This is a genomic window from Micrococcus sp. HSID17227, assembly GCF_003989405.1.
In the GTDB taxonomy this organism is placed as follows: domain Bacteria; phylum Actinomycetota; class Actinomycetes; order Actinomycetales; family Micrococcaceae; genus Micrococcus; species Micrococcus luteus.
Genome location: NZ_RBLN01000028.1, coordinates 1 through 16,479, shown reverse-complemented (window position 1 = coordinate 16,479; position 16,479 = coordinate 1). Strand labels below are relative to the sequence as shown.

Below are 16,479 nucleotides of genomic sequence, written 5' to 3'. Positions count from 1 at the left end.
GTCCTCACCCGCTGCCGGCTCACCACCGTCGCGAACACCGGAAGCGAGGTGACCACCGACCCCCTGACAGCCCTCACCGCCTGACCCCTACATGAAAGATCGCTACACCACTCCGAGGGGCTTGACCCCTGGGCGACGCTGAAGGCCGTTTCGGTGCCCAGCCGGTCGAGCCGGTGTGCGAGTTGCCGCATGCTGTTCCACTCCTCATCAAGTTGGCGGTCAACCCTCCGGCGGTGGCCTGGAGAGAAAGGTTTGAGTAGCCGAACCTCGTGGATCCGTCAGTTAGCGGACCAGGTATTCGGCCCACCCCTGCCCCATGATGTGAGGGCCGGGGTGGGTAATGGGTGGAAGCTTTCAGGCGGTGGCCCGGTGCTTCACCTATCGCGTTGGAAGCCCACGCCCGCCGCCAGACGGTGGCGACGAGATGCGGCGGGTGCGGGCGGTCAGAACTTGCGCTCGAGGTGAGCACAAGGTGGTAGTGGGTTGCCCACCGAGTCGTGACGCTCGGTGAGGAACAACAGTCGAGGTGGTTTTCACCCGGTGTTCATGGAGTCATGGGAGGGCCTCCCTCGCCGTCCGCCCCACAAGGCGGACGGCAAGGGAGGCTGTATTTCTCAAAGGGGGGTGACGTAGGCCCCGGAGATGCCGCCGTCGACCAGGAAGGTGGAGGCGGTCATGAACGAGGAGTCGTCGCTGGCCAGGAAGGCCACGGCGGCGGCCAGTTCCTCCGGCTCGGCGAAACGTCCCAGCGGCACGTGCACCAGGCGGCGAGCAGCCTTTTCCGGGTCCTTGGCGAACAGCTCCTTCAACAGGGGCGTGTTGACCGGTCCCGGGCACAGGGCATTGACCCGGATGCCCTGACGGGCGAACTCGACACCGAGCTCCCGGCTCATCGACAGCACACCGCCCTTGGAGGCGCTGTAGGAGATCTGCGAGGTGGCTGCGCCCATCACCGCGACGAAGGATGCGGTGTTGATGATCGAGCCCTTGCCCTGCTTCTGCATGTAGGGGATGGCGTACTTGCAGCAGTAGTACACGGAGGTCAGGTTGACCTCCTGGACCTTGCGCCAGGCCTCGATGCCGGTGTCGAGGATCGAGGCGTCATCGGCGGGGGAGATGCCGGCGTTGTTGAAGGTGATGTCGACCGATCCGAAGGCCTTGTAAGTTTCGGCGTAGAGGTTCTCGACGTCCTCGGGGTTGGTGACGTCAACCTTGACGAACAGGCCGCCGAGCTCGGAGGCGGCTTTCTCACCGGTGACCGGATCGATATCGGCGATGACGACGTTGGCTCCTTCGGCGGCCATCCGTCGGGCGGTAGCCAGACCGATGCCACTGGCACCACCGGTGATGACAGCGCTGCGATCGACCAGGCGGCGGGCGTTGACGTCCATGAGTTCTCCTTGGTGTTTAGGGGTGGGTTCCATGCCGTTGCGACATGTGGGTTAGTGGGGTGGTGCTCAGGTGCTGGCGATGAAGACGTTCTTGGTCTCGGTGAAGGCCTCGGTGGCGTCGGGGCCCAGTTCACGGCCGAACCCGGACTGCTTGAACCCTCCGAAGGGGGTCCAGTAGCGCACCGAGGAGTGGGTGTTCACCGACAGGTTGCCGGCCTCCACCCCGCGGGAGACGCGCAGGGCGCGTCCGACGTCGCGGGTCCAGATGGACCCGGACAGCCCGTATTCGGTGTTGTTGGCCAGACGGATCGCTTCGGCCTCGTCCTCGAAGGGGACCACGGCGAGCACGGGGCCGAAAATCTCCTCCTGGAACACCCGCGAATCCGACGAGGGGGTGAGCACGGTCGGCGGGAACCAGTACCCGGGGCCTGTCGGGGCAGAGCCCTGGAAGGCGATGGGGGCGTCGTCGTCCAGGAAGGACGACACGCTCTCCCGGTGGGCGGCCGAGACCAAGGGGCCCATGTGGGTGGCCTCTTGCCGCGGGTCGCCGCAGGTGAAGTCCCGCACGGCTGGCTCCAGCAGCTCCAGGTAGCGGTCCAGCACGGAGCGCTGCACCAGCACCCGGGAGCGGGAGCAGCAGTCCTGTCCGGCGTTGTCGAAGGCTCCGCCGGGAGTGGTGGCGGCGGCCTGCTCGAGGTCAGCGTCGGCGAAAATGATGTTGGAGTTCTTACCCCCCAGCTCCAAGGTGATGCGCTTGATCTGGTCCGCGCAGCCGGCCATGATGCGCTTGCCCACTCCGGTAGAGCCGGTGAACACGACCTTGCGCACGGTCGGGTGGGTCACGAAGCGCTCTCCCACCACTGAGCCCTTACCGGGGAGCACAGTGAGCACGCCCTCGGGAAGCCCGGCCTCCAGGGCCAGCTCGCCCAGGCGGATGGCGGTCAGCGGGGTGATCTCCGCCGGCTTGAGCACCACGGTGTTGCCCGCAGCCAGGGCCGGAGCGAAGCCCCAGGCGGCGATCGGCATCGGGAAGTTCCAGGGCACAATCACCCCGATCACGCCCAGCGGCTCGTGGAAGGTGATGTTGACCCCGCCGGGGGCCGGAATCTGGCGGCCCGAAAGCCGCTCCGGGGCCCCGGAGTAGTAGGTGAGCACGTCGCGGACGTTGCCGGCCTCCCACCGGGCGTTGCCGATGGTGTGCCCGGCGTTGCGGACCTCCAGGGCTGCGAGGTTCTCCAGATCGGCGTCCACCGCATCGGCGAAGCGGCGCAGCAGCCGGGCCCGGTCGGCCGGGGCGACGGTACGCCAGGTCTCGAAGGCCCGCTGGGCGCGGTCGATGGCGGCATCCGTCTGCTGCAGAGATGCCATTTCGATGGTGTCGATGACCTCTTCGGTGGCGGGATTGATGATCTCGGTGACAGTCATGGGAGCAACGCGTCCTTTCGGTCGTGGTCGGTGCGGTGGCCGGCGTCCCGTTCGTGGGCGAAGCGGCGGGCGACGTCGATGAACCCCTCGAAGAGACGGGGGTCCTTCCGGTTCTCCTCGGGGTGGAACTGGACCCCGAGGGTCCAGCTCTCGGTGGTGGTCTCGACGGCCTCGATGGTGCCGTCCGCGGCGCGGGCGGTGACCACCAGCCCGTCGGCCACCGTCTCCAGGGCCTGGTGGTGGTAGCACGGGGACTCCGCCGTCTCGCCCAGCAACTGTGCGCAGCGGCTGCCGGGCTCAGTGGTGAACTCGACACGCCCGTACTGGCCAGGCCCGGGCTGGTACTGGGCGGCATTCTCGTTGACGTCGGGCAGGTGCTGGATCAGGGTGCCGCCCAGGGCCACATTGAGGATCTGTGCACCGCGGCAGATCGCGAACAGCGGCAGGCCCTGCTCCAGTGCGGCCCGAGTGAGAGCGATATCGTGCTCGTCCCGGGACGGCTGCGAGAATGTTCGCTCATGCCGATCGGCGCCGTAAAACTGCGGATCGACGTCGACTCCACCGATCACGATCAGCCCGTCCACCAGCTCCAGCACACTGGGATCGGTCCCGACCGGAGGCAGCAGCACGGGGGTGCCCCCGGCCGCGACCACGCCCTCCACGTAGGCTCCGGGCACGATCGCCGCGATGGAGTTCCACACCCCCCAGGAGCCCTCCTGGTAGTAAGTCGTCAGGGCAATGCGAGGCCGGTAGCCGGGTGCTGCCCCGGTCGTCTCAGAGACGTTCGAAACCACGGCGCAGCTCCCAGTCAGTGACGGCGGCCTCAAAGGCATCCAGCTCCACATCGGCGTAGTGCACGTAGTGCTCCACAACCTTTTCCCCGAAAACTTCACGGGCCAGCTCGGAACCGGCCAGCAGGTCCCGGGCCTCGCGCATCGTCGAGGGCACCACGGGGGCGTCGGACTCGTAGGCGTTGCCCTCCATCATGGGTTCCAACTCCAGCTGGTGCTCGATGCCGTACAGACCACAAGCCAGCATCGCCGACAGCGCCAAATAGGGATTGACGTCCCCGCCGGGAAGCCGGTTCTCCATCCGGGCGGACTGACCGCTGCCGACCAGGCGCACGGCGCAGGAACGGTTGTCGATGCCCCAGGCCACTGCGGTGGGGGCGAAACTGCCCTTGACGAAGCGCTTGTAGGAGTTGATGTTCGGGGCGTAGAAGATGGACATCTCACGCATGCCCTTGAGCACCCCGGCGATGAAGTGGTCGTAGGTGGCGCTGCGGGTGCCCCGCTCCCGATCCCAGAAGACCAGCTCGCCGTCCAGGCCGCGTAGGGACATGTGGATGTGGCAGGAGCTGCCTTCGCGCTGGTTGGGCTTGGCCATGAACGTGATGGACTTGCCCTGCTGGTGGGCGATCTGCTTGGAGGAGAGCTTGTAGACCACGTGGTTGTCAGCGGTAATCAGGCCGTCGTTGAACCGGAAGGCGATCTCGTGCTGGCCGAGGTTGCACTCGCCCTTGGCGTTCTCCACGGTCATGCCAGCCGCGTACATCGCGTTGCGGATCTCCCGCAGCAACGGCTCGACGCGCTGGGAGCCCAGGAGGTTGTAGTCCACGTTGTACTTGTTCGCCGGTTCCAGGTTCTGGTAGTTGGCATCCCAGGCGTCCTCGTAGCTGGTGTTGTAAACGCAAAACTCCAGTTCGGTGCCGGTGAGCATCTGGTAGCCCATGTCCCGGGCCCGGTCGAGCTGGCGGCGCAGCATGGCTCGCGGCGACATCGGGATCAGCTGGCCGTCATGGCCCGTGAGGTCGCACTGGATCATGGCCTGCCCCGGGTTGTGCGGCATCAGCCTGATGGTGTCCAGATCCATGGCGAAGCTCATGTCACCGTAGCCGGCTTCCCAGCTGCTGATGGCGTAGCCAGCCGGGGTGTTCATCTCGGTGTCCACGGCCAGCAGGTAGTTACAGCCCTCGGCCCCCTCGGTGAGCATGGCATCCAGGAAAAACTGCGCGTGGTTGAGCTTGCCCTGCAGTCGGCCCTGCATGTCGGTGAAGGCGAGCACGACCGTATCAATCTGTCCATCGGTGATCTTCTGTCGCAGCTGATCCACGGTGAGCATTCGGTCGTTGCGGGGATGTTTCGGTGATGTCGTCATGAGATCAAATCCTTGGGTTGCGGGGACGGTTGCGGATGCACTAGTCGGTCAGTGCAGCTTGGTCTCGGCGGCTTGCAGCAGGGCAAACTCCTCTTCGGGGGCGTTGGCCACCAGATGATGGCGGCTGTAGAACCAGAAATAGGCAATGAAGACGACGAACACCCCGGCGGTGATGGTGGCGGCGTACACGTCAACCAGGAACGTCGCCACCACAGCCACCAACGCCAGCACCAGGGCGATGCCGGTGGTAACGACACCACCGGGGGTGCGGTAACCGCGCGGAAGGTCCGGCTCCCGGAAGCGCAGCACAATGTGGGAAAGGTTCAGCAGCACGTAGGAAACGGTGGCGCCGAAGACCGCAATATTGATGAGCAGCCCTCCATCGCCGGTCACGGCCGCGAGGACGAAGCCGATGGTGCCCGGCACGATCAGCGCCACCCACGGGGTCTTGCGCTTACCGGTCAGCGAAAGGAAGCGGGGCAGGTAGCCCGCCCGAGAGAGGGCGAACAGCTGCCGGGAGTAGGCGTACATGATGGAGAAGAAGCTCGCCACCAGCCCGGCCAGGCCCGCGTAGTTCACGATGCTCGCCAACACACTGTCGGTCCCGGCGACCGTGCGGATCGCCTCCGGCAGCGGATTGTCCGAGGTGCTCATCGCCTTGGCGCCGCCGGCGCCGGGCACCAGCACCAGCATGAGCGCCCCGGAGACCAACAGGATGAGCATGGCTACGATGATCCCGCGCGGCATGTCCCGCTTCGGGTCAGCCGTCTCCTCCGCGGCCAGCGGCACGCCCTCGACCGCTAGGAAGAACCAGATCCCGTAGACCAGGGCGGCCATGACTCCGGCGTACCCCATGGGCAGGAACGAGCTCGCCCCCGCCGCGTCGTTTGGGACGATGTCGAAGAGGTTTGCGACGTCGAAGTGCGGCACAAGCGCGACGACGGTCACCCCCAGCGCGAGGACCGCGACCACGGTGATGCCGAACATCAGCTTCAAGGCCTCGCCCACCCCGTACATGTGGATGCCCATGAACACCAGATAAGTCACAAGGTAGACGGGCCAGGAGTTGGTGATTCCGAACAGGCCCAATGCCTCGATGTAGCCGCCGATAAAGGTCGCGATCGCCGCCGGGGCCACGGCGTATTCGATGAGCACGGCCATCCCGGTGGCGAAGCCCCCCAGCGGTCCCAGGGCGCGGCGGGCGAACCCGTAGCCGGCACCGGCCGTGGGCAGGGTCGAGGACAGCTCCGCGAGGCCGAACACCATGCAGGTGTACATCAGACCCATGAGCACAAAAGCAATCAGTAGCCCGCCCCACCCGCCTTCCGCCAGACCGAGATTCCACCCGGAGAAGTCCCCGGAGATAACGTAGGAGACACCCAGGCCGGCCAGCAGGACCCAACCGGCAGCCCCGGCCTTGAGCTGGCGGTGTTCAAGGTAGCTGCTGTCTGAGACGGATGAAGCGTGAGATTGATGTTGCACGGGTGTCCACCTCTGCGGATTGGAACCGATGGGAACCACGATAAAGGACTGTTTTCAGTCCATGGCATTGTGGGAGAGTGTTCCATCTCACAGCAGAGTCGTCAATAGGAGTTTGCGCGACTGTCCCACCGGTGGGAGCGTGCAGGCTCAGGCGGGGTACCCCGTAGGCTGTGGCGACAGTGGAAATGGAGGAGCGTGATGGCCTTGGCAGACTTCGGGCACCCCTATGCGGTGCTGCGTCCGGTGCGCTCGGGCAACGCGTTTGAGGAGACCATTGAGCACCTGCTGCAGGCGATCAAGGTCGGCCTCTTCCCTCGGGGTCAGAAACTGCCGCCTGAGCGGGACCTGGCTGAGCATTTAGGGGTCTCGCGTGCCACCCTGCGCGAAGCTTTGGCCGAATTGCAGCGGGCGGGCTTCTTGGAGGTGCGTCGGGGACGCTACGGCGGCACATACATTTTGGAGACTTTCGGTGCGCCTTCCTCGGACCCAGGCCACCTTGATCCGCGGGAGTGCCATGACGTGCTGATTTTCCGCGCCGTGGTGGAGCCGGCTGCGGCCGAGCTAGCAGCCAGGGCTGATCTGTCAGCCTCGGCCCGTCAGTACCTACAGGCCTGCCTTTCGGAGGTGCAACAAGCCGATCAGAGCACTTATCGCACCCGGGATGCCCGCTTCCACATCGCTGTGGCCGAGCTGAGCCGGTGCCCTTCGCTCATCACTGCGGTGGCCGACACCCGGGCGCGCGTGAGTGCGCTGCTCGACAAGATCCCGCTGTTGCCGGCCAACCTTGAGCACTCCAATCAGCAGCACCTGGCGATCACCGAGGCGATCCTGCGCGGCGACCCGGTCCATGCGAAGGCTTTGATGGTCGATCATCTGGAGGGCACCGCCTCCCTGCTGCGCGGCTTCCTGCCATAGGTATCCCTCGAAATAGGGTCTCTGGCCTCTGCAAAGGTGCACGAAGTGACCAATAGGACAGATTTAAACTAGACAAGCCCGTGTGATTCTGCTTACAGTGGGATCGCCCATAGATCGTGGTGGGAGAGTCCGGCCGGGATGACCTCCTTGCCGGCGCCGTAGGAGCAAATCCTCCCCAGGAAACTCTCAGGCCCCCGTACCACCGCGATTTGGCAACTCTGGAAAGCAGTGCAACCACCGAGGTGGTTGCACTCACCGACGGTGCAAGCGGTCCTACGACTGTGGAAACTCTCAGGTCCCAGACAGAGCGGGGAGGAACTCACACCCTTCGCCTTTGCGACGGCGTAGAACGCTTAGGAGTTCCCCTCATGACTACCCAGCTCACTGCCTCTCTCACCACGGCGGCTTTCGTCGACCGGCACATCGGGACTCGGGCCGCAGAGGCCGCTCTTATGCTCGAGCGGCTGGGGTACACCAGCCTCGATGAACTCGTGGACACTGCCGTGCCGGCCAGTATTCGTCAGCGCACTCCGCTGAACCTGCCCGCCGCACTTAGCGAGCAGGGGGTGCTTGAGCGCCTGCGAGCCTTCGCCGACCGCAATACCACGGCCGTGCAGATGATCGGGCAGGGCTACTACGACACCCACACGCCGCCGGTGATCCAGCGCAACGTGCTGGAGTCCCCGAGCTGGTACACCGCCTACACCCCGTACCAGCCCGAGATCTCTCAGGGGCGGCTGGAGGCGCTGCTGAACTTTCAGACGATGATCCAGGATCTCACCGCCCTGCCGGTCGCCAACGCGTCCCTGCTGGATGAGGCCACGGCTGTGGCCGAGGCGGTGCTGTTGATGCGCCGCACCAACAAGGCCCGTGGTGAGGGCAAGATCGTGCTGGACGCCGATGCGCTGCCCCAGACCCTGGCGGTGGTGCAGGGCCGGGCGGAGGCCCTGGATTTCGAGGTGGAGGTCGCCGATCTGAGCCAGGGGCTGCCGCAGGGGGAGATCACCGGTGTGGTGCTGCAGCAGCCCGGTGCCTCCGGGCGGGTCAGCGATTACACAGGGCTGATCACTGACGCCAAGGCGCGTGGAGCGATGGTGACGGTCGCGGCCGATCTGTTGGCGCTGACGCTGATCACCCCGCCGGGGGAGCAGGGAGCGGACATCGCGGTGGGCACCTCTCAGCGCTTCGGGGTGCCACTGTTTTACGGAGGCCCGCACGCGGCGTACATGGCCGTGCGCTCAGGGCTGGAGCGGTCCCTGCCCGGGCGCCTGATTGGGGTCTCGCGCGACTCCAACGGCAAACCGGCCTACCGCCTGGCGCTGCAGACCCGTGAGCAGCACATCCGCCGGGAGAAGGCCACCTCCAACATCTGCACCGCCCAGGCCCTGCTGGCCGTGGCGGCGTCCATGTACGCCGTCTACCACGGCCCGGAGGGGCTCAAGGCCATCGCCCAGCGCGTGCATGACCACGCCCGCACCCTGGCCACTGTTCTGGACCGCGCCGGTTTCGAACTCGTCTGCGGGCACTTCTTCGATACCTTGACGGTGCGGGTGTCGGGTCGGGCGGCCCAGATCCTGCATGCCGCCGAGACCCGGGGGGTGAACCTGCGCTGGGTCGACGAGGACCACGTCGGGATCTCCTGTGATGAGACCACCACGGTGGATCACCTGGCCCGGGTCGTCGAGGCCTTCGGCGTGCCGGAGGCGACCGGGCAGATCGCCGCTGGTCCCCGCGGGTTCGACCTGGATCTGGGCATCCTGCGGACCTCTGAGTACCTGCGCCACCCGGTGTTCTCCCGCTACCGTTCCGAGACCCAGATGCTGCGTTACCTGCGCCGCCTCGCCAACCGCGACCTCGCGCTGGACCGCACGATGATTCCGCTGGGCTCGTGCACCATGAAGCTCAACGCCACCGCCGAGATGGCCGCCATCTCCTGGCCGGAGTTCGCCGGCATCCACCCGCTGGTCCCCGAGCACCAGAGCCAGGGATGGCGGGAACTGATCGAGGACCTGGAGCGGCGCCTGAGCGAGATCACTGGCTACGCCGCCGTGTCGATCCAGCCCAATGCCGGCTCCCAGGGGGAGCTGGCGGGCCTATTGGCCATCCGCCGCTACCACCTGGCCAACGGCGACACGGACCGGACCGTCTGTCTCATCCCCGCCTCCGCGCACGGCACCAACGCCGCCTCGGCGGTGCTGGCCGGGATGAAGGTCGTCGTGGTGAAGACCGCCGCGGACGGCACCATCGACCACGCCGACCTGGACGCCAAACTCACCAAGCACCAGGCTGAGCTGGCGGCGATCATGATCACCTACCCCTCCACGCACGGGGTCTACGACGCCGACGTGCGGGAGGTCTGCGAGGCCGTTCACACCGCCGGCGGTCAGGTCTACATCGACGGCGCCAACCTCAACGCCCTGGTCGGGCTGGCCCAGCCGGGACGCTTCGGCGGGGATGTCTCTCACCTGAACCTGCACAAGACCTTCTGCATCCCCCACGGCGGCGGTGGGCCCGGGGTCGGGCCGGTGGCCGTCGCCGAGCACCTGGTGCCCTACCTGCCCGGGGACGCCACCGCGGCGGCTGCACCCGGTGCCGGGACACCGATTTCGGCCTCCCGGTTCGGCTCGGCGGGAGTCCTGCCGATCTCGTGGGCCTACATCGCGATGATGGGCGGTGACGGACTCACCCAGGCGACCAAGACCGCGCTGCTGACGGCCAACTACGTCGCCGCCCGGCTCACCGACCACTTCCCCGTCCTCTACACCGGCAACCGCGGGCTTGTCGCCCACGAGTGCATCCTGGACCTGCGCGGACTCACGGCCCGGACCGGGATCACCGCCGAGGACGTGGCCAAGCGCCTGATCGACTACGGCTTCCACGCCCCCACCCTGTCCTTCCCGGTGGCGGGCACCTTGATGGTGGAGCCGACCGAGTCCGAGGACTTGGAGGAGATCGAACGGTTCATCACCGCGATGATCGCCATCCGCGCTGAGATCCAGCAGGTGGCCGACGGAGCGTTCAGCGCCGAGGACAGCCCTCTGCGGAACGCTCCCCACACCGCCCCGACGCTGGCCGCCAGCACCTGGGACCGCCCGTACTCACGCGAGCAAGCGGCCTTCCCCGTCCCCTCGCTGCACGTGGACAAGTACTTCCCCCCGGTGGGCCGCATCGACGGGGCGGCAGGAGACCGCAACCTGATCTGCTCCTGCCCGCCCATCGAAGAATTCGCCCACTGAGTCGCCCGAGGAGCCCTCACCGCCATGAGCACCGACACCCTCACCAGCCGCTACACCGCCCTCTACGAAGAGCACCGCAAACTCGGTGCCGCCTTCACCGACTTCGGTGGATGGCAAATGCCCCTGCGCTACAGCAGCGAGTTGTCCGAGCACTACGCCGTGCGCCACAGCGCGGGATTGTTCGACCTCTCCCACATGGGCGAAATCGCCGTCACTGGCCCCGACGCCGCCCGCTTCCTCGACTACGCCCTGGTCGGCAAGCTCTCCGCCGTCCGTGTGGGCAAGGCCAAGTACTCGCTGATCTGCACTCCCGAAGGAGGGATCATCGACGACCTGATCAGCTATCGGCTGGCCGAGGACGAGTACCTGGTGGTGCCCAACGCCGGCAACGCCGACACCGTGGTCGCCGCCTTCCAGGAGCGAGCCGCCGGCTTCGACGTCACGGTCACCGATGAATCGGCCGCCACCTCCCTGATCGCCGTCCAAGGACCGGTCGCGCAGGCGATCCTGCAAGACATGGTCCCCGATGAACAGCGCCAGCTGGTCGCAGACCTAAAGTACTACTCCGCCGAGCCGGCCACCGTGGCCGGGATCGAGGTGCTGCTGGCCCGCACCGGCTACACCGGGGAGGACGGCTTCGAGCTCTACGTGCCCAACGCCCACGCTGTGCCGCTGTGGTCGGCGTTGTTGGCCGCCGGACAAGGCTCCGAACTCGTTCCGGCCGGACTGGCCTGCCGCGACACTCTGCGCCTGGAGGCGGGCATGCCGCTCTACGGACAGGAACTGTCCTTGGCGACCAACCCCTACGAGGCCGGCCTCGGACCGGTGGTAGCTCTGTCCAAGGGCGGCGACTTCGTCGGACGCGATGCCCTGACGGCCATCAAAGCCGCTGGAGCCGGCCGGAAACTGGTCGGACTCACCAGCACCGGACGCCGCGCCGCACGATCGCACTACCCAGTCACGGTGAATGGCGCCCGCGTGGGCGAGGTGACCTCCGGGGCGCCCAGCCCCACCCTGGGTCACCCCATTGCCATGGCTTATGTGGATCAGCAGTACGCGCACACCGGCCAGGCGGTCGACGTCGATCTTCGCGGTAAGGCAACACCGTTCACCATCGTGGAGCCGCCCTTCTACCGGCGCCAAAAATAGCACTGGCCTTTTCCTCCACCGGTACTCACCCCGGTTTTTCCACAGCCTCCAACACGTTCCGAAAGGATGCCTGACTATGAGCACTATTCCCTCCCATCTGCGCTACTCCGCCGAGCATGAGTGGGTGGACGAGTCCTCCCCCGTGAAGGTCGGCCTGTCCGCGGTGGCCGCCGACTCCCTCGGCGACGTCGTCTATCTCGACCTGCCCGAGGCAGGGTCCAGCATCACCGCCGGCGAGGTGTGCGGGGAGGTGGAGTCCACCAAGTCCGTCTCCGAGCTCTTCGCCCCGGTCACCGGCACTGTCGTGGAGGTCAACGCGGTCGTCGTGGACGAGCCCGGCCTGGTGAACACTGACCCCTATGGGGACGGCTGGCTGTTCACCGTGGAGGTCACCGAGGAGGGCGATCTGCTCACCGCCGAGCAGTACGCCCAGGCCCAGAAGGAGCAAGCATGAGCACTCGGAGCAACGCCCTGACCCCCACCTTGGACCAGGACATCGCCGAGCTCGACCCGGAGGTTGCCGCACGCATCGACGCCGAGCAGGCCCGCCAGCAGAACGGGCTGGAGATGATCGCCTCGGAAAACCACACCGCTGTGGCGGTGATGCAGGCCCAGGGCTCAGTGCTGACCAACAAGTACGCCGAGGGCTACCCGGGCCGCCGGTACTACGGCGGGTGCGAGCACGTGGACGTGATCGAGTCCCTGGCCATGGACCGGATCAAGGCCCTGTTCGGGGCCGAGCACGCCAACGTCCAGCCCCACTCCGGGGCCCAGGCCAACGCCGCGGTGATGCACGCCCTGCTCACCCCCGGGGACACCATCCTGGGTCTGAACCTCGCCCACGGCGGGCACCTCACCCACGGCATGAAGCTAAACTTCTCCGGCAAGCTCTACCAGGTGGTGCCCTACGGCGTGGAGGAGGACAGCTGCACCGTAGATATGGACGAGGTTGAACGGTTGGCCCGGGAGCACCGCCCGCAGATGATCGTCGCCGGCTGGTCGGCCTATTCCCGGCACCTGGACTTCGCCCGCTTCCGCGCCATCGCTGACGAGGTTGGGGCGTATCTGATGGTGGACATGGCCCACTTCGCCGGATTGGTCGCGGCGGGACTGCACCCCAATCCGGTGCCGCACGCCCACGTGGTCACCTCCACCACGCACAAGACCCTAGGCGGGCCTCGGGGCGGGATCATCTTGTCCAACGAGGCCGAGATCGCCAAGAAGCTCAACTCCGCGGTCTTCCCCGGTCAGCAGGGCGGGCCCTTGGAGCACGTGATCGCCGGCAAGGCCGTGGCCTTCAAGATCGCCGCCGGAGAGGACTTCCGCAAGCGGCAGGAGCGCACCCTGGAGGGCGCGAAAATCCTCGCCCTGCGCCTGCTCTCCCCAGACGTGATGGCTGCCGGGATCAGCGTGGTCAGCGGCGGCACCGACGTGCACCTGGTGCTGGTGGACCTGCGCAAATCGGTGCTGGATGGGAAACAGGCCGAGGACCTGTTGGCGCAGGTGGAGATCACCGTTAACCGCAACGCGGTTCCCTTCGATCCCCGCCCGCCGATGGTCACCTCCGGGCTGCGGATCGGCACCCCGGCTCTGGCCACCCGCGGCTTCGACGCCGAAGCCTTCGCCGAGGTCGCCGACATCATCGCCGAGACCCTCATCGCCGGTGCCGCCGCCGGGGCCGAGGGGATTGACTCGACCGTACTGGCCGACCTCAAGGCCAGGGTGCAGGCCTTGGCCGCGGACCACCCGCTCTACCCAGGGCTGGCCCCGCTGAGCGACCACCGGTAACCGTCCGCATCACCGGCGTCTGCCCACAGGCAGCACCGACAGCCAGGGGTGCGGGCGGGAAAACCTCGCCCGCACCCCGACCCCGTAGCGCCCTCACCGCACCGGACTCCCACGTTTGGAGCATCACATGGCCATCAGCGTCTTCGATCTGTTCACCGTGGGCATCGGTCCCTCGAGCTCCCACACCGTCGGCCCCATGCGCGCCGCCCGCCGCTTCGCCGGGACCCTGGTCGCCCAGGACCTCCTGGAGCGCACCGACGGGCTGCGCGTGGACGTCTACGGGTCGCTGTCCGCCACCGGCCGCGGCCACGGCACGTTCACCGCGATCCTGCTGGGCCTGGAGGGCTACGACCCGGAACAGGTCCGCCCCGACGAGGTGGAGGAGCGGCTGGCCGACATCACCGGGACCGGGACGCTGCGGCTGTGCGCCGCCCTCGGGCACCGCCGGGACATTCACTACGGCGTCGAGGACATGGTGCAGCACCCGCTGACCGTACTGGAGCGGCACACCAACGGCATGCGCTTCCAGGCGCTCGACGCGGACGGGGCCGTCCTCGCCGACGAGACCTGGTTCTCGGTCGGCGGCGGGTTCATCGTCCAGGAGGGCGCGGAGGACAACGCCGCGGCCGAGCTGGAGGCCGCCAGCGCCCAGGTGCCCCACCCCTTCCGCACCGCCCGGGAGCTGCTGGGCCACTGTGCGAGCACGGGCCGGCCGATCAGCGAGGTGATGCTGGCCAACGAGAGGACCTGGCGCAGCGAGGAGGAGGTTCAGGCGGGCCTGCTGCACGTATGGGAGGTGATGGAGCAGAGCAAGGAATCAGCGATCGCCCGCACCGGGGTGCTGCCCGGGGGACTGAACGTCGCCCGCCGCGCCCCGCAGTGGCACCGGCGGCTGCGCACCGAGGACCCGGACCGGGACCCTGGCTTCTGGCAGGAATGGGTGAACCTCGTGGCCCTGGCGGTCAACGAGGAGAACGCCTCCGGCGGTCGGGTGGTCACCGCCCCCACCAACGGGGCGGCCGGCATCATCCCGGCGGCGCTGTTCTACGCCACCCACTACTCCCCCGCGGCCCGCGCCGCCGCCGCCGAGGGCCCGGAGGCGCTCGAGGCCGCCCGGCAGGACATCGTGGTCCGGTTCCTGCTCACGGCCGGGGCGGTGGGGGTGCTCTACAAGGAGCAGGCCTCGATCTCCGGGGCCGAGGTCGGCTGCCAGGGCGAGGTGGGGTCCGCCTCCTCGATGGCCGCCGCCGGACTGGCCGAGGTCCTCGGCGGAACGCCCGCCCAGGTGGAGAACGCCGCCGAGATCGCCATGGAGCACAACCTCGGGCTGACCTGCGACCCGATCGGCGGCCTGGTGCAGATCCCGTGCATCGAGCGCAACGCGATCGCCGCGACCAAGGCGATCAACGCCGCCAAGATGGCCATGTGGGGCGACGGCACGCACCGGGTCAGCCTCGACGAGGTCATCGTGACCATGCGCGAGACCGGCAAGGACATGAGCCACAAGTACAAGGAGACCGCCCTGGGCGGGCTCGCCGTCAACGTCGTCGAATGCTGACCCTGCTCGACCGCACCCCAGTTCGAACCACCACACCTTTACGGCTCCACTTCGGTCGATAGACCCCTCGGCGCCGCAGTCACCACGAGCAAGGGAACCCACCCATGACCGTCGCCCCTGAGGGCCGCCGCATGTTGCGGATCGAGGCTCGCAACGCCTGAATCGCCCCGGGTCTGGTGGAGGCTCTGATCCAACGGAAGGATGCAGAGCATGCCAGCACCACGGAAGTACCCCGACGAGCTCCGCGAACGCGCCACGCGGATGACTCTGGAAGCCCGTCAAGATTCCGCCACGAGGACCGGAGCGTTCCGCCGTGTGGGAGAACAGCTCGGGATCAATCCCGAGACGCTGCGCAACTGGGTCCGCCAAACCGAGATCGACCACGGCCACCGCCCCGGGATCACGACCAGCGAGGCCGCCCGGGTGGCCGAGCTGGAGAAGGAGAACCGTGAACTGCGGCGGGCGAACGCGATCCTGCGCTCGGCGTCGGCTTTCTTCGCGGCGGAGCTCGACCGCCCACAGCGCTGATCGTGGACTATATCGACGAACACAAGCACGAGTTCGGTGTCGAGCCGATCTGCACCACGCTCTCCGCAGCAGGCACGCAGATCGCACCGAGCACGTATTACGCGGCCAAGACGCGCCCTCCTTCAGCGCGCAGCCTGCGCGATGAGCAGGTGCTCGTGAAAATCCGGCGGGTGCATGAGGCCAACTACGGGGTCTACGGGGCCCGAAAGGTCCACGCGCAACTGCGGCGGGAGGGCCTGCAGGTGGCCAGGTGCACGGTGGAGCGGCTCATGCGAGCCGCAGGCCTGCGCGGGATCAGCCGCGCGAAGGGCCCGAGGACCACGGTCCCAGGCCGCGGCCCGGATGAGCGTCAGGACCTGGTGCAGCGCGACTTCACCGCGGCGGCTCCGAACCAGCTGTGGGTCGCTGACATCACCTACTGCCGCACTTTCAGCGGATGGGTGTACGCCGCGTTCATCATCGACGTGTTCTCCCGACGGGTGCTGGGCTGGCAGCTGTCGAAGTCGCTGCGCACGGACCTGGCCCTGGACGCGTTGGAGATGGCGTTCTGGGCGCGTCAGCGTGCAGGCCAAGACGTGGCCGGGCTACGGCATCACAGCGATAAAGGAGTCCAGGGTGGATTCAATCGGTCGTCGCAACACCCTCTCGGAATCACTGGAGGTATGGGCGATGGCAAGCAAGGACTGGGCGAGGAAGATCAGTGATGTGCCCGAGGGGACACGTCGGCAGTGGAGAGCGGATCGGGCCTTGCGGGCCCCGATGCGCTCTCCTGGCAGGCCGCAGCCCTCACGGGAGGTCCAACGCCAGTTCTGGCGTGTGATCGCCACCGGTGTCACCACGGTCGAGGCAT

At 67.3% G+C, this 16,479-nt stretch carries 14 protein-coding genes, 1 pseudogene, 1 riboswitch and 1 other annotated feature; of the genes and pseudogenes, 9 read left to right on the top strand and 6 right to left on the bottom strand.

Translation table 11 applies throughout. The features are described from left to right. The 6 genes from D8M29_RS14100 to eat all read right to left on the bottom strand — a co-directional run. Positions 1-191 (bottom strand): hypothetical protein (locus D8M29_RS14100; RefSeq protein WP_148110710.1); only part of this gene is annotated, 191 nt, incomplete at its 3' end. A gap of 423 nt (positions 192-614) precedes the next feature. Beyond that, positions 615-1,391 carry a 3-oxoacyl-ACP reductase gene (locus tag D8M29_RS03200; protein ID WP_115165752.1) on the bottom strand — a complete coding sequence of 259 codons (777 nt, stop codon included), beginning with the start codon at positions 1,389-1,391 and terminating at the stop codon, positions 615-617. Between the two features lie 66 nt (positions 1,392-1,457). Beyond that, complete coding sequence (locus tag D8M29_RS03195; RefSeq protein WP_115165751.1) at positions 1,458-2,816, bottom strand: aldehyde dehydrogenase; 1,359 nt, start codon at positions 2,814-2,816, stop codon at positions 1,458-1,460. Beyond that, positions 2,813-3,610 (bottom strand): gamma-glutamyl-gamma-aminobutyrate hydrolase family protein, encoded by a 798-nt coding sequence (locus D8M29_RS03190; RefSeq protein WP_127435058.1) that lies wholly within the window; start codon positions 3,608-3,610, stop codon positions 2,813-2,815. Before D8M29_RS03190 ends, D8M29_RS03195 begins: the two co-directional genes overlap by 4 nt. Next, positions 3,591-4,973, bottom strand: a complete 1,383-nt coding sequence (locus D8M29_RS03185; RefSeq protein WP_127435059.1) for a glutamine synthetase family protein — start codon at positions 4,971-4,973, stop codon at positions 3,591-3,593. The genes D8M29_RS03190 and D8M29_RS03185 overlap by 20 nt, the downstream gene beginning before the upstream one ends. A gap of 48 nt (positions 4,974-5,021) precedes the next feature. Further along, on the bottom strand, positions 5,022-6,455 hold the full coding sequence (gene eat / locus D8M29_RS03180; protein WP_115165748.1) for an ethanolamine permease: 1,434 nt from the start codon (positions 6,453-6,455) through the stop codon (positions 5,022-5,024). A 198-nt stretch (positions 6,456-6,653) separates the two neighbouring features. Between eat and D8M29_RS03175 the strand changes: the two genes are divergently transcribed. From D8M29_RS03175 to D8M29_RS03135, 9 genes and pseudogenes are all read left to right on the top strand, one after another. After that, positions 6,654-7,370 (top strand): FadR/GntR family transcriptional regulator, encoded by a 717-nt coding sequence (locus D8M29_RS03175; protein WP_127435060.1) that lies wholly within the window; start codon positions 6,654-6,656, stop codon positions 7,368-7,370. 110 nt (positions 7,371-7,480) lie between these two features. Then, positions 7,481-7,582: riboswitch (glycine riboswitch) on the top strand. Positions 7,583-7,738: 156 nt separating this feature from the next. Beyond that, positions 7,739-10,606 carry an aminomethyl-transferring glycine dehydrogenase gene (gene gcvP / locus D8M29_RS03170; protein ID WP_127435061.1) on the top strand — a complete coding sequence of 956 codons (2,868 nt, stop codon included), beginning with the start codon at positions 7,739-7,741 and terminating at the stop codon, positions 10,604-10,606. A gap of 24 nt (positions 10,607-10,630) precedes the next feature. Then, positions 10,631-11,755 carry a glycine cleavage system aminomethyltransferase GcvT gene (gene gcvT, locus D8M29_RS03165; RefSeq protein ID WP_115165745.1) on the top strand — a complete coding sequence of 375 codons (1,125 nt, stop codon included), beginning with the start codon at positions 10,631-10,633 and terminating at the stop codon, positions 11,753-11,755. Positions 11,756-11,831: 76 nt separating this feature from the next. Next, entirely contained in the window at positions 11,832-12,209 is a 378-nt protein-coding gene (gcvH, locus tag D8M29_RS03160) for a glycine cleavage system protein GcvH (protein WP_115165744.1), read from the top strand. Further along, positions 12,206-13,543, top strand: coding sequence for a serine hydroxymethyltransferase (gene glyA, locus D8M29_RS03155; protein WP_115165743.1), 1,338 nt, complete (start codon positions 12,206-12,208; stop codon positions 13,541-13,543). The genes gcvH and glyA overlap by 4 nt, the downstream gene beginning before the upstream one ends. A 127-nt stretch (positions 13,544-13,670) precedes the next feature. Then, positions 13,671-15,101 (top strand): L-serine ammonia-lyase, encoded by a 1,431-nt coding sequence (locus D8M29_RS03150; protein WP_115165742.1) that lies wholly within the window; start codon positions 13,671-13,673, stop codon positions 15,099-15,101. A 210-nt stretch (positions 15,102-15,311) separates the two neighbouring features. Then, a complete protein-coding gene (locus D8M29_RS03145) occupies positions 15,312-15,629 on the top strand; it encodes a transposase (protein ID WP_161972198.1) in 318 nt (105 codons plus the stop codon). Further along, positions 15,590-15,718: a sequence feature (AL1L pseudoknot), on the top strand. It overlaps the preceding gene by 40 nt. After that, positions 15,632-16,333 (top strand): IS3 family transposase, encoded by a 702-nt coding sequence (locus tag D8M29_RS03140; RefSeq protein ID WP_161972199.1) that lies wholly within the window; start codon positions 15,632-15,634, stop codon positions 16,331-16,333. (Overlaps the previous feature by 87 nt.) Continuing rightward, positions 16,299-16,479, top strand: a pseudogene (locus tag D8M29_RS03135) (IS30 family transposase); the annotation flags it as partial. The gene D8M29_RS03140 and the pseudogene D8M29_RS03135, both read left to right, overlap by 35 nt.

Excerpts from the sequence above, each read along its gene's own strand:
- D8M29_RS03195 (WP_115165751.1), bottom strand. The coding sequence starts at position 2,816 with ATGACTGTCACCGAGATCATCAATCCCGCCACCGAAGAGGTCATCGAC.
- D8M29_RS03175 (WP_127435060.1), top strand. The coding sequence starts at position 6,654 with ATGGCCTTGGCAGACTTCGGGCACCCCTATGCGGTGCTGCGTCCGGTG.
- D8M29_RS03200 (WP_115165752.1), bottom strand. The coding sequence starts at position 1,391 with ATGGACGTCAACGCCCGCCGCCTGGTCGATCGCAGCGCTGTCATCACC.
- D8M29_RS03145 (WP_161972198.1), top strand. The coding sequence starts at position 15,312 with ATGCCAGCACCACGGAAGTACCCCGACGAGCTCCGCGAACGCGCCACG.
- gcvT (WP_115165745.1), top strand. The coding sequence starts at position 10,631 with ATGAGCACCGACACCCTCACCAGCCGCTACACCGCCCTCTACGAAGAG.
- glyA (WP_115165743.1), top strand. The coding sequence starts at position 12,206 with ATGAGCACTCGGAGCAACGCCCTGACCCCCACCTTGGACCAGGACATC.
- gcvH (WP_115165744.1), top strand. The coding sequence starts at position 11,832 with ATGAGCACTATTCCCTCCCATCTGCGCTACTCCGCCGAGCATGAGTGG.
- D8M29_RS03150 (WP_115165742.1), top strand. The coding sequence starts at position 13,671 with ATGGCCATCAGCGTCTTCGATCTGTTCACCGTGGGCATCGGTCCCTCG.
- D8M29_RS03185 (WP_127435059.1), bottom strand. The coding sequence starts at position 4,973 with ATGACGACATCACCGAAACATCCCCGCAACGACCGAATGCTCACCGTG.
- gcvP (WP_127435061.1), top strand. The coding sequence starts at position 7,739 with ATGACTACCCAGCTCACTGCCTCTCTCACCACGGCGGCTTTCGTCGAC.